The sequence below is a fragment of the Pseudomonas sp. ACN5 genome (genome assembly GCF_002303975.1).
In the GTDB taxonomy this organism is placed as follows: Bacteria; Pseudomonadota; Gammaproteobacteria; order Pseudomonadales; family Pseudomonadaceae; genus Aquipseudomonas; species Aquipseudomonas laurylsulfatiphila.
Genome location: NZ_MRCP01000016.1, coordinates 90,656 through 113,778, shown reverse-complemented (window position 1 = coordinate 113,778; position 23,123 = coordinate 90,656). Strand labels below are relative to the sequence as shown.

The window sequence follows — 23,123 nt, the reverse complement described above, 5'->3', positions numbered from 1 at the left end:
TGACCGGAATCGAGGGAGGAGGGGATCGTTAAATCAAGCGAACTTCACGGTGGTATTGGATATTCAGATACTGGAAGACATGTTGGTTTTTGCGACTTTGCAGAGGGGCTGTTTACGCGTGGTAGATCAATTTCAATTCGCCGCTTGCTTGATATCTCCGCAGAAAATATCGACGTTGCCATCGGCCGGCGTAGTGGTGACGACCACCGAGTACCCAGCGGAAAACAGCTCTGACAAAGCCACAGGCGCACTTCGCGAATAGGTCCATCCACGAGTATCGGAAATGCGGCTGGTATTGATCCGTTCATTCATCGTGTAGGCCACGGGTCCGGACTGTTTGCAGCTGCCTTTATGGATCGACGTGTAGAGATTCAAGGGACTGAGGGTGCCGCTTGGAACCCCACTGATGATGAAGGTAAAGGCGGTCTCATGGCCTTGGCTGGCCAACGTCACATTGGCAATCTCGCCAGTGTTGCGTGGCGTAGCAAGCAGAGGAATGGTCACTGTCTGGCTTGATGAATGTGTACAGCCAAACATCATCACAGTGACCATCAGCGCCGCCGACCGGTTTCTCATGTTCATGATCAACCTCCTGCTCAATAAATGTAGTACGGGGGGATTTTGGTATAGCGCATCGAGCGCTATTGGGGGGGAGATGCTGACGGGAGGGTGATGCCGTTTTTGCGGTTGTTGCTTGAACTGCCGGATCACCGTTCGAGCGTTCCGGCCGTTCCGATCATGGCTCGCGACCCTTTCCAGGGCCAGGCGATACATGTGGTCCAACAGAAGTTCATGCGTGCGCTGGGGGGGAGTAGGGCACGGCGTTGACTGGATCATTTGAAATCGTGGATTCGCTCCTTAAATAACTGAACAGTAATTAAAAATATGTTTATATTTGCACTGAGGCATTCCTACCTCAATTCAAGCCAATCACCCGCCAATCGGTGATTCGGCGCGCTGGCTAATGACAATAAGGAGAACGCCATGCTGATTGATGTCCACGCTCATTTGCTGACCGAAGGCATGCTGAACCGTCACGAGTTCTGGGGACCTTTCATGAAGGTGCAGGGGCTGACCGTGGGGCACTTTTCCCTCGGCACCAAGCAACCGGCCAAGGCCGCGACAGATGCCGAAGCGCAGGCCAACATCCTGGCGCGCATGAGCCACGCCAGCCGTCGCAAGCTGATGGCCGAACGGGGCGTCGATAAATTGGTGATGTCCACACCATCCCACTGCTTTATGTATTGGGCGGGCGATTTCGCCAATGAATATGCACGCATCTGCAACGACGAGTTGTCGGCATTCTGCCGGGCCGATCCCGACCACTTCGACTTCTGGTGCCACGCCAACCTGGCGGATCCGCTGAACGCCGCCAAGGAAATCGAACGTGCCGTGACCCAACTGGGCGCCAAGGGTGTGTGCGTGGGTGGGGCCAATTTTAATGGTCTGGAAGCGCATGATGAGCGTTTGTTCCCCGTCTGGGAAAAGCTCACTCAACTCGACGTACCGATCATGGTGCACGGCTTCAACCAGTCGATTTACTGGGGTGAAAAACACACCGACGACAAGTTCGAAACCACCTCGATCGTGGGGGATTGCGTCGATGAAACGTTGTTCTTCTGGTACCTGATCTGCGGCGGTGCGCTGGATGTTTTCCCGACCCTGAAAACCTACATCACCCATGCCGGCGGCATGGCGGTGTTCCAGTTGGGACGCTTGAGCGAACTCAACCGAGCCATGGCACCGGACTCGCGTAACAAACGGCCACTGATGGAATACATGCAGAACTTCTACTTCGACCTCGACGTGCATGCGCCTGGCTTGCGTCGTGGCGTGGCGGAGGTGGTGGGGGCAGATCGCTTGTTGTACGGCACCAACTTCGGTGGTGCCTATGACCATGGCGATCTGACAGAAGGATTGGGCCTATCCACCCATGACCGCGAGCGGATTCGCAGCGGTAACGCCATCGAACTACTCAAATTGAAAGTGCCGGCCAACGCCAATGCGGTGTTGACGCCGTGACGGGCAGCCTGCTGACTGTGCCCACCGGGCGGCCCTATCCGCAGCGTGACGGCCGCCTGCCGCGGCACCTCAGCGAGGTCACCGCGTCGTGGCTAACGCAGCTATTGCAGCCACGCTACCCCGGCATCGAAGTGCTGGCGTTGACAGCGGTGGAGGTGCGAAACGGGCACACCACCAAGTATCGCGTCAGACTGGAACTGAACGAGATCGGAAAGCGCACGGGTATACCCGCGCATGTTTGCCTGAAGTCGAACTGGTCCGAGGGCTTCGAAAGTGGCGATATCTGTGAGCTCGAATCACGCTTCTATCATTTGGCGAACGGCTGGTCCGGCGCGCCATTGCCAAACACCTGGTTCACTGACTGGGATGCCGATGGCGGTGGCCGGGGTGTGGTGATGATGGAAGACCTGGGGCTTGCCGCCGGGCAGTTCGGCCATAGCACCGATCACATCGGTGTGGACGGGGTGGCCCGGGGGCTGGAGTCATTGGCCCTGCTGCATGCGGCGACCTGGGGCCTGCGTGGTTTGCAGGCTCAGGGCTGGTTGCCGGTGTCGATGGCCAACCCGGTGGACAGCGACGGCCTGCTGCGCATGTACAACTACATCAAGGTCAATCTGCGCAAACCGGATTACCAGCGACTTCTGCCGAAATGGATGTACGAGACGCCGGAATTGTTCAGTCATGCCTTCGATGAACTGGCAGCCTTCGAACGGGAACAGATGTCGCCCGGTTGTGTGATTCATGGCGACTCGCATCAGGGCAACAGCTTCCTGCGCAGCGATGGCCAGCGTATCTGGCTGGACTGGCAACTGGCCCGGCGCGGCCGGCCATGGCGTGATGTCGCGTATTTCATGATCGGCGCACTGACCGTTGCGCAGCGCCAGGCCGACGCCCAGCACCTGCTTCGGGTGTACCGGGAGAAGTTGATCAGCCTGGGTGCCGAAGGCGTACTCGATCAAGACGCTGCGTGGGCGCAACTGCGCCGTTGGCCGGTGTGGGGCATGCAGACGTGGATGTCGAACATGGATGACTGGGGGCAAGCAGGGTTGCCGATGGTGGAGCGTTTTTTTGCCGCCGCCGAAGATTTTGATACGGTGCGTTTGCTCACTCACGGTCGCAAGCCGCGTCGAACGCCGATACTGGGGCAGGGGGCACGGCCGTTGACGCAAGCCTATCAACATCTATTGGAGGATTGAGCGTGGTCCATCAGCAAACATTGCGGCTGCAGGGTGCCGACAACTTTCGCAGCCTCAAAGGCACGGTTGCCCGCTGTGGCCGTCGAATTGGCGGCGACGCGCTATTACGGGCAGACCAGTTGCACAGTTTGACGGCTGAAGACTGGCAGGCGCTGCAACGTCTGGGGTTGCGCACGGTCTGCGATTTGCGCAGCGTCGGCGAGCGCGACCGGTATCCAAATCTCGTGCCCGACCCTACCATCGAGCAACTTCACCTTGAGGTGCTTGGCGATGTGCGCGCCGACCCGCGTGTCGCGGCCATGCTGGCAGACGATCCGCAGGCGGAGGACGCACAGGGCATGATGCTGGAGGTCTACCGACAGTTGCCGGGCTTGCTGGCGCCGCTGTTGCCGACGTTGTTCACACTGTTCACCCAAGGCAACGGCTCGGTGCTGATTCACTGCACGGCCGGCAAGGACCGCACGGGTGTGGCGGTCATGCTGCTGTTGCAGGCCCTGGGTGTCTCTGCTGAACACATCATGGATGACTATTTGCGTTCGGCCCGACGTTTCAGTGAGCTGAACGCCGGGCGCCAGGAAGCGATCAGTCACGCGGTGAGCCGGATGGCTGGCCGCTCGGTCAGCGAAGCCGCATTGGACGCGGTATTGGATGCCCGACCTGAGTATCTGAATGCCGCCTATGCGGTCATCGAGTCCGAGTACGGCGGGCTGGATCGATATCTGCAACGCTTCAGCGGTTTGAATACAGCGGGCCTTCAAACGTTGCGCGATACCTTGCTGGTGGCCTGAGTCACTGCGCGGGCCTTGGCCCGCGTGGGTTTCCACTGCGCCAAGGCAATCCCCAGCAAAATCAACCCGCCACCCACCGCGTGATACAGGTGCAGTGTTTCCCCCAGCAGGCCGATGGCCAGGATGGCGGTAAACAGTGGCACCAGGTTCATCAACACCGCGGTTTTTTCTGCTCCGAGGTTTTGCAGGCCGCGCATCCACAGGCCAGGTGCCAGTGCCGAAGCGAACAGGCCGGCGAACAGGACCAGCGGGATGTTCCTGGTCGTCAGGGCAATCGATGGCGCCAGCAGGAAGGGCGGAACCAGCAACAGCGTGCCGCAGAGAATCTGCACATACAGGCTTTCCCAGGTCGGCAGGGGAATCTGCCAGCGTTTCACCAGCACGCAGTACAGCGCATACGACAGCGACGCCAGCAACATCATCAGCTCACCTTGGCCCACGCCCTGCTGCCAGAGCGACGGCAGGTCGCCGGCTGCCAGTAACCAGGCCAGCCCGGCAAACGAGATCAGGGCGCCGATCAGCAACATCGGCGTCGGGCGCGCGTTGAGGACCGGAAAGGCCAACAGCACGGTGAGCAGCGGCATGGTTGCCAGAATCAAGCCCATGGAGGTGGCGGTGACGGTGTGCGCGGCAAAATACGCCAGTGACTGGTACAGCGACATGCCAAGCAGACCCAGCAGTAACAGCTTGGGCAGATGAGGACGAATCTGGCGCCGTAAACGCCAAACCTTGGGTAATAACACCGGTGACAGGACCAGCAGGGCGGTCAGCCAGCGGTAGAAGGAAATCGCCGCGGGGTCGATAACTCCCACCGACAAGCGATTGACCACCGTGCTGGCGGCCCAGATCAGTGTGGCAAGAATAGGTAGCAGCAGGTTCATCGCAAGGCGCCGACGTGAAGGGTGCGCCGGGCGCACCGGGACCGGCAGCCGCTCACGCGGCCGTCGGGTGAATACCGCGAAGGGTGCGCAGGTTATTTGTCAGCCGCGTTGCGCGCCGCTATGGCTGCCGCAAAGTCACGCTTGAGCGTTGGGAAATAAGCAATCTGCCCGCCCATGCCACCGGCGATGTCGATCGAGGCGGCGCTGATGAAACTGGCGTATTCGCTGGCGAGGAACAGCGCCATGCCGGCGACGTCTTCCGGTTTGCCGTAACGCCCCAAAGGCACGACTTTCATCACCATTGCGTCAAATTCTTCTCGACTGACACCCGGTCCCATTTCCTTGTAGTGACGGTCCCACTGACCCGTATCGATCCAGCCCATATTCAGGCTGTTGACCAGGATATTGTCCTTGGGCAATGACATGCCCAACGAGCGGGAGAGGGCGATACACGAGGCGCGGTTGATCACCGAGGGGATGCCGTCAGGCGTCGGAATCGCCCCGGCCAGCGCGTTGATTTCGATGATTCGCCCCCAGCGTTGTTCACGCATGTGCGGCACCACGGCCTGGACGAAGCGGAAATGCCCCATCTGCAGAATGTTGGCATGTTCGAGAATCGCTTCCGGGGTCAGGGTATCGATGTTACCGCTGCGGCCCTGGCCTGCGTTGTTCACCAGAACATCAACGCCACCCCAAGTGGCCGCCACTTCCGCCACGAACGCCTTGACGCCTTCGCTGTCGGTCACGTCCACAGCCCGGGCAATGACTGCCTGGGCGTGTTCGGCAAGCAGTTCACCCGCTTCGCGGACGGCTGTCTCGCTGCGGGCGCAGATCGCGACCCGTGCCCCTTCAGCGGCGAATGCCCGAGCAATGGCCAGGCCGATGCCCCGCGAAGCGCCCGTGACGATGATGCGTTTGGCGCTCAAATCAATGTTCATGGTGGCTCCTCTTGTTTTTTTTCTAAGGATTTTTAGCGCGTTTTTCCTGCTGAACACCGCGTATTGCGTGGGTGTATGAGGGGCATTGAAAGCCTAAAGGTGAAAATCGTCAAAGTTTATTTGAACAATTATGAGTTATGTGTGCAGTATTAGGCCTGCCGTAACCCCTGATAGGACCTGAAGGGTACAGTTTTAAGGTTTTAATTCTGAATAGAGAATGAAAATCTTTATGTGGAATTTTGATCGATGATCCGCTAGGGTAGCTTTCAGCTGAAGAGGAAGGGGGTCCTGAGAGGGTGTCAGTCCTCGTGAGCGGAGTGTTTGGGCGGGTTTGCAACGATCCTGTGGGATTTCGCAGATCGCTGGAATGGATGTTTGTGTGCACTTAGCGACTGAAAATAAAAATAAAAGGGTAGTGTGTATGAAAAAGAAGACCAAACAGGGCCAGCGGGTACTGACTCAAGGTGCGCTCACACTGTTGATGGTTGGCAGTGCGCAAGGCTTGATGGCAGCCTCGTTCGACATGTCAAACCCAGACTACCGCGTGCGTTGGGACAATACGGTCCGTTACAACCTGGGTATGCGGACCGACAAGCAAGACAACAACATCATGAGAACGACGAACTTCGACGAGTCCGACGGGAAGTTCAACAGAAACGATATTGTGACAAATCGACTCGATGTGTTGAGTGAGTTCGATTTTTCTTACCTGAACGACTGGGGTGCACGCCTCAGTGCTGCTGGCTGGTTTGACCAGGCTTATGCTGACGACGACGTCCGCAGTAATGTCCCAGGCTTCGCGACCAGCTACCACAACAACAAGTACAGCGATGAAGTGGATCGCTACATGCACGGCCCATCGGGTGAAATCCTCGATGCGTTTCTCTGGCGCAACTTCAATATCGGTGACATACCGGTCAACGTGAAGGCCGGCCGACACACCAACTATTGGGGCGAGAGCTTGCTCTTTGGTGCGCATGCCGTGTCTTACTCCCAGGCTCCCAGTGATGGCGTAAAGGCCTCCACCAGCCCGGGTATCGAAACCAAGGAAGTGTTCCTGCCGGTCGGACAAATTTCGGCCAAGGCGCAGGTCACCGATAGCCTTTCGCTTGCTGCTCAATACTTCTATGAATGGGAGCCCACTCGAATTCCTTACGGGGGCACCTATTTCGGTGCGGCGGATCCGTTGTTCGAAGGCCCGGATCAATTGCCACTGGCCGCCAACGGGGCAACTTTGCAGCGTCAGGACTCCAAATTCGGCCGTGATGGCAAGAACTGGGGGGTAATGGGCAAGCTCAACGTCGAGGCAATCGAATCGACTTTCGGTGTTTACTACCGTCAGTTCGACGACTACCAGCCCTGGTTGGCTCCGGAGGTCAAAGCGGCGCTGGGCTCTTATCGGGTCGTCTACCCACGTGGTGTGAAGCTGGCGGGCCTGAGCTTTGCCCGGGTATTCAATACCGTGGCAGTCGGTTCCGAGTTGTCCTATCGCATGAACGGCGCGTTGAACGCCACTGGTGTCAGTGCTCTGGATGATGAAGGTCCTCGTGGCGACACGATCCACTTTATCGCCAACGCTGTGTACGGTGTGCCGCGTAACTTCATTTCGAACAACGCCACACTGGTTGGTGAATTCGCGTATAGCCATCTGGACCGAGTAACCGAGCACGAAGAGTTGTACAAAGGCGTGGGCGAGGCCGGTTGCGTCAATGGCAACACACCACGCATCGCCGGTTCCGGCAATGAGTCCGACGGTTGCTCGACGAGAAATTACTCCGCTGTCGCTGTCAACTACACCCCGCAGTACATTTCAATCTTCCCATCCTGGGATATGGACGTTCCCCTGACAGTTAACTACGGTCTGGACGGTAATGCGGCGACGGCCGGTGGCGGCAGCGAGGGCGCATTGTCGTACTCTGTCGGCGTCAAACTCACCTACGCCCAGCTGTATGAGTTCGGCCTGCGTTATGCCGATACCGATGCGCAAACCAAAACCCTGAATAATGGCACCGTTTCCGGCAACGGCAACGTCGGTGGCACTGACCGTGGCTGGCTGACATTTACCTTCAAGACCTCCTTCTGACAAATCCAATAAGAATCGGAGAACGTGTTCATGAAACGACAACTTGCCTTATCCATTGCCCTGATGAGCATGGCGACCTACACCCTGGCGGCAGGCGGTGATGTCTCTGACCTTGGTAAAACCCTCACCCCGTTCGGGGCAACCAAGGCGGGTAACGCCGACGGCAGCATTCCTGCCTATGAAGGTGGTCTGACCAAGGCGCCGGCCGGCTTCGTACCCGATAGCGGATTTTGGGTCGACCCGTTCAAGGAAGAAAAACCGCTGTTTCGTATCGATGCCAAGAACGTTGATCAATACGCGGACAAGCTCAGTGAAGGGCAGAAAACCCTGATCAAGAAATACCCGACCTATTACATTGACATTTACCCAAGCCACCGTACGGCCGCGTACCCACAGGCCGTACTCGACGCCACCGTGCGCAATGCCAGCAGTTGCCAGATTCAGAAGGACGGCCTGGCGGTCGATCCATCCTGCCGTGGCGGCTTGCCGTTCCCGATTCCAAAGACCGGCAACGAAGTCATGTGGAACCAGCAGGTGCGCTACAAGATCGGCACCGGCTACTCGACCACCTCGTCTTCCAACAGCTGGGTGGTCGATGCCAACGGCTCGATCACCAAGACTGCAGAGCAGGCGACGTTCGAAGAGACGCCGTACTACCAGGTGACCCAGCCGGATCGTGATTCGCTGATGTACGCCCGGGTGTTTTCGCGCAACGACTACCCGGCGCGTCGCTCCGGCGAGGTGGTGGTGCTGACCGACTTCCTCGACCCACTGGCCAAGGCGCGTCGCTCCTTCAGCTACTCCCCGGGTCAGCGTCGGGTCAAGTTAGCGCCGGAATTCGCCTTCGATACCCCGGTGGCCAGCCAGGGTGGCGTCACCCTGTTCGACGAACTGCAAATGTTCTCCGGCAGCCAGGACCGCTTCGACTACAAGCTGGTCGGCAAAAAAGAGATGTACATCCCGTACAACGCCTACAAGTTCTACTTCGGGACCAAGCAAGAAGACCAGTTCATGCCGCACCACGCCAACCCGGCGAACGAGCGTTGGGAACTGCACCGCGTGTGGGTCGTGGAAGCAACGTTGAAGCCGGGCATGCGCCACGTCTACAGCAAGCGCACCTACTACCTGGATGAGGACACCTTCGGCGTTGGCCTGTATGACGCCTGGGACAAGAGCGGCGCCCTGTACCGCTCGATCTTCCTCAGTGGTGTGCAGCTCTACGACAAGAACATTCCCTACAACGTGAAGAACGTCGTCTACGACTTCAACAAGGGCATGTATGCGTTGCTCAACGATGCGCTCAAGGGTGGTTACAAGTTCAACGACAAGCCGCTCAGCGAGCGCGATATGAACCCCGAAGCCATCGTAGCCCGGGTCACCCAGCGCTGACGTTTGCCGCCTGTCCTGCCCGCCGGTTTGCGCATCAAGCCAGGCGGGCCGGGCAGGGCGGTTTTATGCCGCGGGACGGATAAGGAATAAAAAAAATGACTAGCCCTTGCCCTGATTCTGTTTTTTTCTCTGCTTCGCGTCTGATGCTGGCGATCGCCTTGAGCGTTGGTGTGAGTGCATTGGTCACCACGACACCAGCCTTGAGTGCAATCAGCACGCCTGCTGATTCACTGGACGTGGCGGCACCACGGGTTGACGAGCACTTGCCCGCGCCCTTGTTGTCGGTCGCCAGGGCCGGTGAGGCACTGGTCAGTGTCGGGTTGCACGGCTTGATCCAGCGCTCCACCGATGCGGGTAAAACCTGGCAACAGGTCAACAGCCCGGTCTCCAGTGATCTGGTTCAGGTGCGTTTTCGCGATGAGCGCAATGGCTGGATCGTCGGTCACGACGCGATGATTCTGCACACCACCGACGGTGGTCTGAGCTGGCAAGTGCAACTCGATGGGCGCCGTCTGTTGACACTGCTCAACGCCTACTACGGAGCACACGCTGAAAAAGGCGATGAGTCTGCGGTAGCGTTACTCAAGGAAGTCGCCACGGCCGTCAGCACCTCGGCGACCCCTGGCGTGATGGCAGCCCCCTTTCTCGATGTGATGTTCGATGCCCAAGGCAACGGCTATGCCGTGGGTGCCTTTGGCTTGCTGATGCACAGCACCGACGACGGCCAGCACTGGGAACCGTGGATCGAGCGCAGTGACAACGATCGGCGCATGCACCTGTACGGTCTGGCCGAGCGCGCGGGCACTTTTTATATCAGCGGTGAACAGGGCCTATTGCTGCGCCTCGATGCCCAGCAGCAACGCTTCGTGAAAATCGACACGCCCTATACCGGCACCTACTTCGGTGTTCGAGCCTTCGATCACCTGCTGCTGGCCTACGGGCTGCGCGGCAACCTGTTTGCCAGCCGTGATGACGGTCAGCAATGGCAACCGGTGGAAACCCACCTCAATAGCAGCCTGGTCAGCATTGTCGAGCTGGGCAAGGCGTTGGTCATCGTGAGCCAGGGAGGGCAGTTGGCCAGTTTGGATCGACAGGGTTTACAGGTCACCCCGCTGGCCGATGCGCGAGTGGGTGAGATCTACGCGGCCAGTGCCACCGAACAGGCTGGGAGCCTGGTTGTCACGCGCTTTACCGGCGCCAAGGTCATCGATATTGCCCTGGCCAAATAACGCCGTCGGTACGACTCCTCTACGAGAAAGAAAAAATGGTCGAGCAAAAATTCAACAGCGGGATGCCAGTGATTGCCAACCTTGAGGACTTCGACAAGAACTCCGGGGGCTGGTTTGAACGGGTGATTTTCCGGCATCGCATGTTGGTCGTCATTGCCTGCCTGCTCGCGACCGTGGTGTTGGGCTGTTTTGCGACAAGGCTGCAGGTCAACGCCAGTTTCGAAAAAATGATCCCCAGCTCCAGCCCTTACATCAAGAACTACCTGGCCTACAAAGACCAGCTACCGGGCCTGGGCAACAGCATTCGCGTTGTGGTGGAAAACAAGACCGGCGATATCTACGACGCCGACTACCTGCTGGCGTTGCAGAAGGTCAATGACACGCTGTACCTGATTCCGGGTGTCGACCGTTCCTGGATGAAGTCGCTGTGGATGCCCATCGTCCGCTGGAAAGAGGTGACGGAGGAGGGCATTGATGGCGGTGCGGTGATGCCTTCGGATTACGACGGCAGCGAGAAGTCGATCTCGGCCCTGCGTCGCAATATTATGCGCGCTGGCATTGTCGGCAACCTGGTGGCCAACGACAACAAGTCGAGCATGATTGTCGCGCCACTGCTCGATACCAATCCGCAAACCGGCAAGCCGCTGGACTACGGTGATTTCTCCCGGCAGCTGGAGAACCAGATCCGTTCGCTGGAAAGCGACAAGGTCGGCATTCATATCGTCGGCTTCAGCAAGCTGGTCGGTGACCTGATCGACGGCCTGTATTCGGTGATGCTGTTCTTCGGCGCCTCGGTGGTGATTGCCGGTCTGTTTGTCTACTTCTATACCCGATGCCTGCGCAGCACATTGCTGCTGGTGAGTGTGGCGGTGGCCGGGGTGGTGTGGCTGCTGGGCTTGATGCAAATTCTGGGCTACGACCTAGACCCTTACTCGATCCTCGTGCCGTTCCTGATTTTCGCCATCGGTATTTCCCATGGCACCCAGAAGATGAACGGCATCCTGCAGGACATCGGCCGCGGCACCCACAAGTACGTGGCGGCGCGCTACACCTTCCGCCGCTTGTTCCTCACCGGGCTGACCGCGCTGCTGACCAACATCGTGGGCTTTGCGGTATTGGTGATCATTGATATCCCTGTGATCCGCGACCTGGCCCTGACCACCAGCATCGGCGTGGCCGTGCTGATTTTCACCAAGCTCCTGCTGATTCCCGTCTCGCTGTCGTACCTGGGCGTCAGTAAAAAAGCCGCGCGAATTGCCATTGCCAAGGATCAGGCCGGTGAAGCCAACCGCGGTGTGCTCGGGCGTATCTGGCACAGCCTCGACCGTTTCACCGAGCGTCCAATGGCCACGGCGGTGATTGGTTTGTCGCTGTTGGTTACGCTGGCGGGCAGCGTGGTGATGATGCACCTCAAGGTGGGCGACCTCGACCCCGGTGCCCCTGAGTTGCGCGCAGACTCACGCTACAACCGTGACAACGCCTATATCACCGCCAACTATGGGCTCTCCAGCGACCAGTTCGTGGTCATCATGAAGACCAACGAAGACAGCTGCCGCCTGTACCAGTCCCTGCAAAGCATGGACAAACTGGCCTGGCGTCTGCGTCAGACTCCAGGTGTTCAAACGACCCAGTCGTTGGCCGAAACCGTGCGCATGATCAGCTCCGGCATGGCCGAAGGCAGCCCGAAATGGTTGAGCATCAGCCGTGACCAGGCCATCACCAACTCGGCGGTGGACGCGGCGATGATCTCCGCTCCGGGGATCACCAACCAGCAATGCTCGGTGACGCCGATCATTGCCTACCTGGCAGACCACAAGGCCGATACGTTGAGCCGGGTGCTGAAAGTCTCCGAAGACTTTGCCAAAGACAACAGCACGGCCGCGAATGCCGAGCAGCCGATGGAGTTCCTGCTGGCAGCGGGCAACGCCGGCATCGAGGCGGCGACCAACATCGAAGTAGAGAAGGGCATCATCACCATGTACCTGGCGGTGTATGGCGCTACGGCGTTGCTCTGCCTCCTGACCTTCCGCAGCTGGCGCGCGACCCTGGTGGCACTGATTCCGCTGTTGATGACCACCATTATCTGCAAGGCGCTGATGGTCTGGCTGGGGATCGGCCTGAAAGTGGCCACTTTGCCGGTGATCGCTGTCGGCGTCGGCGTCGGCGTGGACTACGCGTTGTACCTGCTCAGTGTGCAACTGGCGGTGCAGGAACGCGGTGGCAGCCTGGCCGTTGCGTATCGCCGCTCGCTGGACTTCACCGGTCGCGTCGTCGCGCTGGTCGGCCTGACCATGGCCGCGGGTGTGATTACCTGGGCCTGGTCGCCGATCAAGTTCCAGGCCGACATGGGCATCCTGCTGACCTTCATGTTCCTCTGGAACATGCTCGGCGCGCTCGTACTGATCCCGGCGTTGTCGCATTACCTGCTCAATCCAAAGGGCAACTCCAAGGAAGGGCTGACCCTCGATCTGGAAGACGCCCGCGCGCAGCAAGAGTCGCGCAAGCCGGCCGCCGACACCCCCCATCACGCATTGACTGAGTTTGCCTTACCCCGGCGCGCTCGCTGACTAACGCATAGCCGGGCACAGACCCGGGCTGACAACTGCAAGGAGAGGACGATGTTCGAGTTATTGATGAGTGCCGACATGATGGTTCCGGACCCGGACGGCATGACGGAAATGTTGGTCGACAAGCTCGGGATCTACAAACACGAACGCTGGCGCCAGGCGTTCGACAATCACCCATATATCGCGCACTTTCTGCGCGTACACAAATCCCTCGCGGTGTCGCCAACGCGCATCGAGCCGCAGTGGCACCTGGATCGTCCCAACCCTGGCGACCCGCTGTTCCATGACTTTCTGGAAAGCCTGAAAACCTTCCAGGGTCACCATCGGCCGATGATTACCCATTCCATCGTCCTGGCGCTGCACGGCGACAAGTTCAACGCGCTGGTAGACAAACTGATGCGTCGGCGCTTGCCGTTCCGCATGGCGCAACGCACGCCGGAGATGCCGTTCGACCGCCTGTGGCTGGGCGCGACTCCGGAGAAACCGTACTACCAACCTGACGTGGATGGCGGCCTGTGCATTGAAATCATGCCGACCGAGCCGCTGCAAATGCCGCCGGAAACCTACCAGTTGCCACCGATGCAACCGCGCGATCTCAAACCGGGCGACATGGTCCGCGTGACGGCACGTGGCTTTCTGGTTCGCAACCTCGACGAAACCCTGCGCAAAGTGTCGACCAACCTGGACTGGGAGCCGAGCGGTCCGGTCGAGCACATCCGCAGCGAAGGTTACCGTCGTGCGCGGATGGGTTTCACCGTGCCCAACAGCGCTACCCTGGATGTCATCGAGGCCACTTACTGGAATACCGACGCCGGCCATTACGTCAATAACTGGGGCCCGGGTCCGTACTACATCCGTATCGGCGTCAACGACCTGGCGGCCAAGGCAGAAGACTTGCGTGCCCGCGGTACCCGCTTCCAGTGGATCGAGTCCTCGGAGGCGGTGGGCGGTCGCGCATTGATCAAGATCGACCCGCAGGAACTCAATGGCCAGGTCTTCGAGTTCGAGGAGTGCCCTGCATGAGCACAGCGCAAAACCCGCAACTCCCTGTGGTGATCAACGAGGCCGTGCGCCTGGAGCGCGATGCCAAGGTGGGCTGGGTGGTTCTGACCCGACCCGGGCAGATCAACGCCATCAACGATGATATTCGCCAGGGCGTTCCGCAGGCCCTGGCCCTCTTGCAGAAAGACCCCGAGATTCGCGTAATCGTGATTCGCGGGGAGGGCGAGCGAGGCTTTTGCGCGGGTGCCGATATCAAGGAACGCCGTGGCCCGGAGTCCAGCTTGCAAGTGCGCCAGCGCATGGAAAACGTGCGCTGGATCGAATCGCTGGACCGCATCAGCAAACCGGTGATCGCCGCCATCCACGGCTATTGCATGGGCGGTGGGCTGGAACTGGTACTGGCGTGTGACATTCGTTTCGCCGCCCCTGACGCCGTGTTTGCCTTGCCGGAAACCGGTCTGGGGCTGATCCCCGGGGGGGGCGGTACGCAGCGTCTATCCCGAGTGGTGGCGCCGGGTCAGGCATTGGACATGTTGCTCACCGGTGACCGCATGGGCGCGGAACAAGCGCAACGCATCGGTCTGGTCAGCCGACTGGCCAGTGACAGCGCCAAGTTGCTGGAAGAAGTGCGGGCCTTTGCCCAACGCATCGCCAGCAAACCACCGACCGCATCGGCGTATGTCAAACAGGCGGCTCGCGCGGCACTGGAAATGGACCTGAAAAGAGGCCTGGACCTGGAGCTGGATCTGTTCGCCTTGCTGGCTCCGACCAAGGACGCCCGCGAAGCGGCGCAGGCCTTCAGCGAGCGGCGCGAACCACGTTTTACCGGCGAGTAACACGTCCCCCAAAAAACAATAAGGAACGGACATGAGTACAGGAAAACTGGCAGGACGGGTGGCCATTATTACCGGCTCCGGCGGCGGTCTGGGTGCCGAGTGCGCCCGGGTGTTGGCGTCCCATGGCGCGAGCATTGCGGTGGTCGACATCAATTTCGAGGGCGCCACAGCTGTTGCTCAAGCGCTGATTGCCGAGGGCCATCAGGCCTTGGCGATTGCCACGGACGTGTCTTCGGAAGACGCAGTGCGGGCGATGGTTGCGCAAGTGAAGGAGCGCTTCGGTCGTATCGACATCCTGCACAACAACGCGGCGATCCTGAATGCCGAGCAACGTCAGCTCGATCGTGATTTCGTCAACCTCGACATGCAGGCCTGGGACCGCGCCATCGCCGTCAACCTGCGTGGCGCCGTGCTGTGCACCAAGCATGTCATTCCGGTCATGCTGGAGCACGGCAAGGGCTCGATCATTTACGCCACCTCGGGCCTGGGGATGCAGGGCGATATGTCGCTGACCGGCTACGCCACGTCGAAAGCGGGCCTGATGATGTTGCCGCGCATGGTGGCCTCGCAATACGGCAAGCAAGGTATTCGGGGCAACGCGGTGCAAATCGGTCTGGCGCCTTCAGAGCATGCCATGCCCGAACCTTTGCTCGACATCCTGCGCGATAACCACTGTACCGCCGAGCTCGGTACGCCTCGGCAGATTGCCGATGTGGTGGCGTTCTTGGCGTGCGATGAATCCTCCTTTGTCACCGGCACCACGTTGGTGGCCGACGGTGGTTTCAGCAGCCACACCCCCTCCCTGGTCGCGATGCGCGCGTTGTTCGCGCAGATGGGCCGCACCGGCATGTAACGCTTGCCCCGGTTCGCCGGGGCGTATCTTCGCCACCACAGCCGCTGCGTGCCGCCGTGGTTGAATGACGTCATGGAAGCAAGTGATGAATCAGAACCAAACAGCGGGAAACACTGATTTCGATGTGATCGTGGTCGGTGGTGGCACCAATGGTTTGTCGGCGGCCTGCTACCTGGGCATGGAAGGCAAGAAAGTGTTGGTCGTGGAGGCGCTGGATAAAGTCGGCGGCATGGCGTCATCGGGGTATCTGATACCCGAAGCACCGCAGCATCTGGTTCATCCCTGTGCACTGGACATGATGTCGATGCGTGTCCATTCCCATGTGCCAGCAGAACTGGGGCTGGAGCGTCACGGCTTCAAGTCGGTAGAGCTGGCACCTGGCTACGTGTACCTGCACCCGGACGGTCAGTCGCTGGTGTTCTGGCGTGATCGCGAGAAGACAGCCGCCGAGATCCGCCGCTTCAGCAGCAAGGACGCCGAGGCGTTTCTGGCGTTCATGAAAGTCATCGACATGTTCCTCGACATCGCGTTGCCGATGATGCGCGTTGACCCGGCCAAGACAAACCTGGGCGTCAAGCTGAAAATGCTCGGGACCGCGATCAAGCACAAAGCCTTGAAACCTGAGTTGATGGCGCTGATGACCGGTTCCGCATTGCAGGCGGCGCGTGAGCGCTTCGAGCATCCGGTGACCATTTCCGCGATGTGCGCGCTGACCGGTCTGGCCGGCGACATCAGCGCCGACGGCGGTGGCATCTATTACGCTTTGTTGGGGTTCCTCCACCGTTTTGGCGTGGGCCGTGTAATCGGTGGCATGCAGCAATTGAGCAATGCCATGCAGGCGCGTCTGGAGGAACTCGGCGGCAAGGTGCTGGTGTCCGCCAGCGTCGGTGAAATCGTCGCCAAAGGCGGCCAGATTAAAGGCGTCAAGTTGACTGACGGCCGTGAATTTACCGCCCGGGCCGTGATCGCCGGGTGCCATCCAAAACCTGCGCTGGACATGGTGACTCGCGGCGAGATTCCCCAGCATTTGCTGACGCGCATCGCCATGGCACCGGCCAATGGCAGGGGCTCGGGCCCGCTCAAGATAGATGTTGCCTTGCGCGGGCAGATTTCCCTGCCACGTTTCGCCGCCGCACGGGGCGACGGTGTGGACCTGCGTAAAACCGTGGTGTTGATCGGCACCGAAGAAGCCGTACTGGAAAACTTCGCCGCCTGCGCCCGTGGCGAAGTACCGAAGCTGCCCTACATTACCGTGGCCGCACCGAGCGCCGCCGACCCCTCACAAGCACCGGCCGGCCAGGACGTGTTGTACATCTATCCGCCGGTGATGCCGGTAAACCCCAATGAGGGCTGGGATGCACTGCGCGAGCAGGTGGCTGATCAGGTGCAGGCGCAGTTGTACGACTATATCGACGGGATCGAAGGGCAAGTGATTGGGCGCCGTATCGAGGCTGCTCCGGACTTTACTGCGCGTTTGAACACCGTCAATGGCTGCGTAGTGCACATCGACACCACCTCGATGCGCTCCAGCACCATGCGCCCTGCGTATGGTTTGGGTGGTGATACCTTGCCGGTGGCGGGGTTGTACCTGGGCAGCGCCGGCATTCATCCGGGTGGAGGGGTCAACGGCATGGCCGGTCGTTTGGCGGCCAAGCGTGTGAGCAAATACTTGGGTAAAAAGGGTAACTGAGCGGTTCTGTAGGAGCTGGCTTGCCAGAGATGGCGGTAGATCGCTCAACATCGATGTCGTCGATCTGATTGCTATCGCCAGCAAGCCGGCTCCTACAGGTCTGTGGACCGAACCGAAGGAAAACGCCGGCAGCCGTCAAAGGCTGTCGGCGTTTTTTTCTGCACCCAGTGAAATGCTAGCCAAAACAAAATCCGCCGAATACTGGCGCCAGGTGGCCATGCCTTCCGCGGAGTCAGTATCGAGCCCTGCGAGCGCCGACATCGAGTAGCGATTGGTGAACCAGCCCGTGGTGACCAGCGATGCGCTGGCCAGCAACAGGCGCGGGTTGATACCCGCACGAAAATCGCCGCTGGCCGCCCCCCGCAGCAGGATCGCATCGAGTTTGTTGATCAGCGCGGGTGCCATTTCCAGAAAATGGTTGCGGGGTGTCTGGTGCGCGTCGTGATAACGAATGCCTTCCAGCGCCAGGCTGCCGAGAAAAGGGTCAAAGCGGTATTGGTCGAAGAAATGGTTGAGCACGGTCCGCATCGCCAGCGGCGGGGCCAGTTCCTCGACCTTGAGGTTGACCAGCTCCGACATGATATTGCTCGACGACTCATCCAGCACCGCCACGAACAAGCCTTCCTTCGAGCCATAGTAGTGGTAGACCAACTGCTTGGTGACCCCGGCCTCGCGGGCAATTTCTTCCACTCGCGCCCCGGCCAGGCCTTTTTTGGCGAACTCCACGCGCGCAGCCGCGAGCAGGCGATTCATGGTATTGCGCTTGCCCTGTTCGCCACCTTCTCCAGCCTTTACCGCCACCACGTACTCCTCATGCCTGAATGGTTCTGGCAATTCACACCTTGAAGCATTTTCCTGGAAGCCTTCGTTTGACCCCGAGTCAAACGAAGCGGACCACCCGTGCCGACACAACCGCATACCATGGTTTGGCCGCCGGGCAATCTTGGTGTGCAAGCAGAAGAAAAACAAGACTGGAGATCCTGATGAGCAACGAAAGCGCAGCACTGGACCTGGCAACCGCGTATTCCGCCGTATCGGAAATGTACCGTGGTACTGACCTTGATATTCACGCGGTCTGCCGCGAACAGCGCTTGAAATCGCCGATCTATGAGGGCGACTTCATCACCCAGTTCGGCGTTCCGACTAATGCCGGTACCCAGCAGGGCACTCGCCCGACCTACGCCTTGTTCAAATATCAGGACGTGATGACGGTACTGCGTGATGGCGCGACCTACACCAGCGGTTTTATTGCCGAAGGTCTCGGCGCGTTTTTCGATGGCTTGATCATTCTGGCCATGGACGGCGACGAGCACCGCAAGGTGCGTGCCTTGCTGCAACCGGCGTTCATGCCCGAGACCGTGAATAAATGGCGCCCGCAGATCGACCAGGTGATTCGCCAGGAGTACATCCAGCCGATGTTGTCGGCGAAGAAAGCCGACCTGATGAAGTTCGGCCTCGAATTGCCGATTCGCGTCATGTATGCCTTGATGGGTTTCCCTTCGGATGAACCGTCCAAGTACAAGCAATACGCCGCCTGGGCACTGGCCATTGTCGGTGGCAATCAGATTGATCCGGACAAAATGGTCGAGGCACGGCGTCAGGCCGGTATCGCCGTCAAAGGTTTGTACGACGCTCTGGAAGAAGTCGTGGTGCAACGACGCGCCGAAGGCAGCCAGGGTGACGACGTGATCGGCCGCTTGCTGCGCGCCGAATACGAAGGGCGCACGCTGGACGATCACGAAGTCATCACCTTCACCCGCTCGTTGCTGCCGGCCGCAGGCGAAACCACCACGCGCATGTTCGGTTCGGTCATGACCTTGCTGCTCACCACTCCTGGATTGCTGGAGCGAGTGAAGGCTGATCGTTCGCTGATCGGCAAGCTGATGGACGAAACCACGCGCTTTGAACCGGTGGCCACTTTCAAGGTGCGCGAGACCGCCAAGGAAGTGGAGTTTCATGGTGTGAAAATCCCCAAGGGGTCTTTCGTCCAGTGCATGGTGGTGTCTGCCAACCGCGACGAAGACGCCTTCGAAAACCCGGATGTCTTCGACATTGATCGCAAGCCAAAACCGTCCTTCGGTTTCGGTTTCGGTCCGCACATGTGCATTGGCCAGTTTGTGGCCAAGGTAGAAATCAGCTGCGCGGTCAACGCGATTCTCGACCTGTTCCCCAACTTGCGCCTCGACCCGAGCGAGCCCGTGCCGCAGATCGCCGGTGCACAGTTGCGCGGGGTTTCCAGGTTGCCGGTGATCTGGGACTGAGCAGGATTACCACTTCGTTTCCAAGCCTTAACAAAAACAACAGAGGGCACTATGAGAACGTTCAAAACCATTCCAGAACGCGGTGATTTCGGCTTTCAACAACTGGTCGGGCCGCACAAGGTGACCGGCGCTTCGATGTCGGCCGAACGCGGGTTCTTCGGCTTGCACTTGAGCAAAAGTTCGCCGTTCGGATCGGTGCGCGATGAGCAGGGCAACATCTATTCGTTCGTCCGGTCGCTAATGGCGCCCAATGGCACGCCCAACCCGACCAAATTCTTCTACCTGAACAACCACGTCGACAACGTCAATCTGCGCATGGACCATGAAAAAATGGCCAGGCAAGCGCTGACACCGTTGCCCGTGCACAGCCTGGAAGGCGATACCGCGCGTTGGGCGAGCCAACCGGGTGAGGTCGGAAACGCCTGGGAGATCACCGCCAGCAGCGAACGCCTGACCTGGAAAGAAGAAGGCCTGTTCCACCTCGAAGGCCGCCTGCTCGGCCCGGGTTTGCAGTGGTACTTGCCGGGCGTGGAGTGGGGCACGTTCTATGTTTCACAATTGTGGGACATCGCCGGCGTGTGCGAGGGGCGCCCGGTAAAAGGCGCCATGGCGCTGGATCAGTTCTACATGGCTGAAGGCGGCGCCATCCACTTCAAGAAAGACCTGGTGGTGAACAACAACAAGCACGTGATCTGGTGGTCATTTGTCACCGTTTACAAGGATGGCACTTGGGATACCGGATCCTTCATGGTCGGCCACGATCACTTGGGCTACGCCATTTTCAACAATGAAAAAGGCGAAGTGCGGGTCACCACCGATATCGAGGGTCAAACCGAACACAAGGACGGCAGCTACTTCCTGAAGTCGGCAAAAATCGTGCTGGAAGGCAAGGAAGAGTGGGAGTTCTTGCCGGACGAGAAGGGCGAGATGATCGACTTTGTCGGCGGTTTCCCGATCACCGCGCAGCAAGAAGGGCGCTGGCGCCGTGTGGGCGATACCCGCGAGCCATCGCACTGGCTGGGTTGGGGCGAGTCGGACCGGCGTAACGGTTCGGCGCGGAATGTGCCGGGCAAGGATCTCTAAACCAGCCAGGTTTCCTTGTAGGAGCAGCCGGTCGACGCTCGATTGCTCGCGATGGACGTGAACGATAACGCGCCAGGCCTGATACCCAACGGTGCTCTCGGGTTTTTCGCGAGCAAGCTCGCTCCTACAACGACAAAAACAAAAATAACAATGAGGAACCGCGATGAAATTCCGTGACAAAGTTGTGCTGGTCACCGGTGCCGGCCGAGGCATGGGGCGTGCCATCGCTCTGGCCTATGCCCGAGAGGGCGCCAAGGTCGTGGTATCGGCACGCACCGCTCGATATGGCGAAGAAACCATCGAACAAATCAAGGCTCTGGGCGCGCAAGCCTGCCTGGTCGGCGGCGACATCGCCGATCGCGACGCCATCAAGTCAATGGTGCAGGGCGGCTTCAAGCACTTTGGTGGCCTGGACATCGTGGTGCATTGCGCCGCTGATACCAGCCACGGGCTGATCGCCGAAATGGCCGACGACACCTTCGACCATATTGTTCGCAGCAATATTCAATCGTTGTTCTGGCTGGCCAAGGACAGCGCACCGTACCTGTCTAAAGCCGTCGACAAAGGCCGGCTGATCTTCATTTCCTCGGGTGAAGCCAACCGCAAGTACACGCCGCGACTGATTGCCTATGGCTCAACCAAAGCCTTCATGAATGCGTTTGCTCGAGGGCTGGCGGTGGAGTTTGGTGCGATGAATATCCTGGTCAACGTCGTCGAGCCAGGACTCATCGGCACCGACCACATGCTGGAAACACTGGGTAACGAACTGCCGCATAAACTTGCTGAGCATTTCCCGGTCGGGCGTCTGGGTGAGTCCGCGGACATTGCCAATGCCGTGTTGTTTCTGAGCTCCAACGAGGCTTCGTACATCACCGGTACTTCGCTGCTGGTGGACGGTGGCGCCACCATGATCGCGTTGCCCAAGGTCGAAGAAATCCTCAAGGGCCAATAATCATGTCGCGCATCCGCGATGGCGGTTGCGCCGGGAGTTAGGTCATGACAATCGAAACACGCAATGGCAATGAAAGGTCCCACGGGGGCAGTGATTTCTCCGAGTTCAAGCGTGGCTGGCAGGTGGTGCTTCTGGGGTTGTTCGGCATTTGCACTAGCATTACCGCTGCCTTGCTGTATGCCTTCGGCACCCTGGTCATTCCGCTGGAACAAGCCTTTGGCTGGAGCCGAGGCGACTTGCAGGCATCGATCACGTTTCTGTTCGCCGGCGTGGCGATTTCCACGCAACTGGTGGGGCCGCTCTATCGTCGCTACGGCCTGCGCCGGGTGGCGATTGTGTCGATCGTGCTGCAGATCATCGGCTACTTCGCCATTACCCGCATTCAGGGCTCGATTGGCTGGTTGTACCTGGCGTTTTTCAGCATGCCGATTGTCTGTGCAGGCACTATTGCGATTACCTGGACGCAACTGGTCAACCTCTGGTTCGAGCGCAATCGGGGCTTGGCGTTGGCGGTGATCCTGTGTGGCACCGGGCTGATGGCGATGATTCTGCCGCCACTGTTGTCGCGACTGATTGCAGCCTACGGTTGGCAAGCCGGTTTCATTGCCTTGGGCGCGATGCCTTTGCTGTTCACGCTGCCGCTGTCGATGATGTGGCTGCGCATGCCGGCACAGCGCGTCAACACTGACTCGACCGTGCCCAAGGCGCTCCCGGAACTGACCGGCATGTCTTACAGGCAGGCGTTACGTTCTGGCGTGTACTGGGGATTCAACATCGCCTTGATTCTGTCAGTGTCGTTGACCGTGGGCATGGTCACCAACATGGTGCCGATGCTGCAAAGCAAGGGTTTGAGCGCTCAGGAAGCCGCCCAGATCTTCAGCACCTTCGGCATTTCCATCATCGGTGGGCGTTTGCTGGTGGGGTACCTGCTGGACCGCTATTCGCCCTCAGTGGTGGCGTCGGTCAGCCTGGCGCTACCGGCGTTAGGCTGTGCGATTTTTCTGTTCGGTGGCGCGCAGAACACGCCGTTACTGGTGCTCGCCACCTTGTGCATCGGCGCCAGTGCCGGGGCTGAGTTCGATCTGGCAGCCTTCCTGATGGCACGCTACTTCGGCCTGAAAGACTACGCGCGGATCTTCGGTTTGCACCTGTGCCTGATCACCGTTGTTTCCGGTCTGGTGCCCATGCTGTTCGGTCATCTTTACGATGTGTACGGCAGCTACTCGGCGGTACTGGTGTGCTGTTTCTGCTGCGCAATTATCGGCCCGAGCATTCTGTTGTGGTTGAAGATGGAACCGGCCTTTCTGGCACGTCAACAATCCCTGCAACCCCAACAACACGCCTGACTTATCC

19 protein-coding genes are annotated in these 23,123 nt (G+C 59.3%); 15 read left to right on the top strand and 4 right to left on the bottom strand.

What is annotated here, in order from left to right:
- Positions 1-132: 132 nt before the first annotated feature.
- Positions 133-582 (bottom strand): hypothetical protein, encoded by a 450-nt coding sequence (locus BSF40_RS25600; protein WP_095967375.1) that lies wholly within the window; start codon positions 580-582, stop codon positions 133-135.
- 402 nt (positions 583-984) lie between these two features.
- Here BSF40_RS25600 and BSF40_RS25595 point away from each other — a divergent pair, with 402 nt between their 5' ends.
- The 3 genes from BSF40_RS25595 to BSF40_RS25585 are packed head-to-tail and all read left to right on the top strand — an operon-like array spanning position 985 to position 4,006.
- Positions 985-2,022 carry an amidohydrolase family protein gene (locus BSF40_RS25595; RefSeq protein WP_095967341.1) on the top strand — a complete coding sequence of 346 codons (1,038 nt, stop codon included), beginning with the start codon at positions 985-987 and terminating at the stop codon, positions 2,020-2,022.
- Complete coding sequence (locus BSF40_RS25590; protein ID WP_095967340.1) at positions 2,019-3,218, top strand: phosphotransferase; 1,200 nt, start codon at positions 2,019-2,021, stop codon at positions 3,216-3,218. Before BSF40_RS25595 ends, BSF40_RS25590 begins: the two co-directional genes overlap by 4 nt.
- Positions 3,219-3,220: 2 nt before the next feature.
- Entirely contained in the window at positions 3,221-4,006 is a 786-nt protein-coding gene (locus BSF40_RS25585; protein WP_095967339.1) for a tyrosine-protein phosphatase, read from the top strand.
- Here the strand turns inward: BSF40_RS25585 and BSF40_RS25580 are convergent.
- Both BSF40_RS25580 and BSF40_RS25575 read right to left on the bottom strand, forming a co-directional pair.
- Entirely contained in the window at positions 3,973-4,887 is a 915-nt protein-coding gene (locus tag BSF40_RS25580) for a DMT family transporter (protein ID WP_095967338.1), read from the bottom strand. The genes BSF40_RS25585 and BSF40_RS25580 overlap by 34 nt on opposite strands.
- Positions 4,888-4,979: 92 nt before the next feature.
- The gene (locus BSF40_RS25575; RefSeq protein WP_095967337.1) at positions 4,980-5,825 is read right to left on the bottom strand and encodes an SDR family oxidoreductase; all 846 of its coding nucleotides are present in this window, start codon (positions 5,823-5,825) and stop codon (positions 4,980-4,982) included.
- Positions 5,826-6,246: 421 nt separating this feature from the next.
- Here BSF40_RS25575 and BSF40_RS25570 point away from each other — a divergent pair, with 421 nt between their 5' ends.
- From BSF40_RS25570 to BSF40_RS25535, 8 genes are all read left to right on the top strand, one after another.
- Complete coding sequence (locus tag BSF40_RS25570) at positions 6,247-7,908, top strand: DUF1302 domain-containing protein (RefSeq protein WP_095967336.1); 1,662 nt, start codon at positions 6,247-6,249, stop codon at positions 7,906-7,908.
- Between the two features lie 30 nt (positions 7,909-7,938).
- Positions 7,939-9,297, top strand: a complete 1,359-nt coding sequence (locus BSF40_RS25565; RefSeq protein WP_095967335.1) for a DUF1329 domain-containing protein — start codon at positions 7,939-7,941, stop codon at positions 9,295-9,297.
- A gap of 95 nt (positions 9,298-9,392) precedes the next feature.
- Positions 9,393-10,526: a YCF48-related protein gene (locus BSF40_RS25560; RefSeq protein WP_095967334.1), complete on the top strand. Its 1,134-nt coding sequence runs from the start codon at positions 9,393-9,395 to the stop codon at positions 10,524-10,526.
- Positions 10,527-10,561: 35 nt separating this feature from the next.
- Entirely contained in the window at positions 10,562-13,093 is a 2,532-nt protein-coding gene (locus BSF40_RS25555) for an RND family transporter (RefSeq protein ID WP_095967333.1), read from the top strand.
- Between the two features lie 51 nt (positions 13,094-13,144).
- On the top strand, positions 13,145-14,116 hold the full coding sequence (locus BSF40_RS25550) for a lactoylglutathione lyase (protein ID WP_095967332.1): 972 nt from the start codon (positions 13,145-13,147) through the stop codon (positions 14,114-14,116).
- A complete protein-coding gene (locus tag BSF40_RS25545; protein WP_095967331.1) occupies positions 14,113-14,931 on the top strand; it encodes an enoyl-CoA hydratase/isomerase family protein in 819 nt (272 codons plus the stop codon). The genes BSF40_RS25550 and BSF40_RS25545 overlap by 4 nt, the downstream gene beginning before the upstream one ends.
- Positions 14,932-14,962: 31 nt before the next feature.
- The gene (locus BSF40_RS25540) at positions 14,963-15,784 is read left to right on the top strand and encodes an SDR family NAD(P)-dependent oxidoreductase (RefSeq protein ID WP_095967330.1); all 822 of its coding nucleotides are present in this window, start codon (positions 14,963-14,965) and stop codon (positions 15,782-15,784) included.
- Positions 15,785-15,869: 85 nt separating this feature from the next.
- Positions 15,870-17,474 carry an NAD(P)/FAD-dependent oxidoreductase gene (locus BSF40_RS25535; RefSeq protein WP_095967329.1) on the top strand — a complete coding sequence of 535 codons (1,605 nt, stop codon included), beginning with the start codon at positions 15,870-15,872 and terminating at the stop codon, positions 17,472-17,474.
- Between the two features lie 135 nt (positions 17,475-17,609).
- Here the strand turns inward: BSF40_RS25535 and BSF40_RS25530 are convergent, their stop codons facing one another.
- On the bottom strand, positions 17,610-18,443 hold the full coding sequence (locus tag BSF40_RS25530; protein WP_256589597.1) for a TetR/AcrR family transcriptional regulator: 834 nt from the start codon (positions 18,441-18,443) through the stop codon (positions 17,610-17,612).
- Between the two features lie 14 nt (positions 18,444-18,457).
- On the opposite strand from BSF40_RS25530, the gene BSF40_RS25525 reads away from it, so the two are divergent.
- The 4 genes from BSF40_RS25525 (at position 18,458) to BSF40_RS25510 (ending at position 23,116) form a co-directional block, all read left to right on the top strand.
- Entirely contained in the window at positions 18,458-19,735 is a 1,278-nt protein-coding gene (locus BSF40_RS25525) for a cytochrome P450 (protein ID WP_172435752.1), read from the top strand.
- Between the two features lie 51 nt (positions 19,736-19,786).
- The gene (locus BSF40_RS25520; protein WP_095967328.1) at positions 19,787-20,818 is read left to right on the top strand and encodes a hypothetical protein; all 1,032 of its coding nucleotides are present in this window, start codon (positions 19,787-19,789) and stop codon (positions 20,816-20,818) included.
- 163 nt (positions 20,819-20,981) lie between these two features.
- Positions 20,982-21,770 (top strand): SDR family NAD(P)-dependent oxidoreductase, encoded by a 789-nt coding sequence (locus BSF40_RS25515; protein WP_095967327.1) that lies wholly within the window; start codon positions 20,982-20,984, stop codon positions 21,768-21,770.
- 44 nt (positions 21,771-21,814) lie between these two features.
- Complete coding sequence (locus tag BSF40_RS25510) at positions 21,815-23,116, top strand: MFS transporter (protein WP_095967326.1); 1,302 nt, start codon at positions 21,815-21,817, stop codon at positions 23,114-23,116.
- Positions 23,117-23,123: the final 7 nt, after the last annotated feature.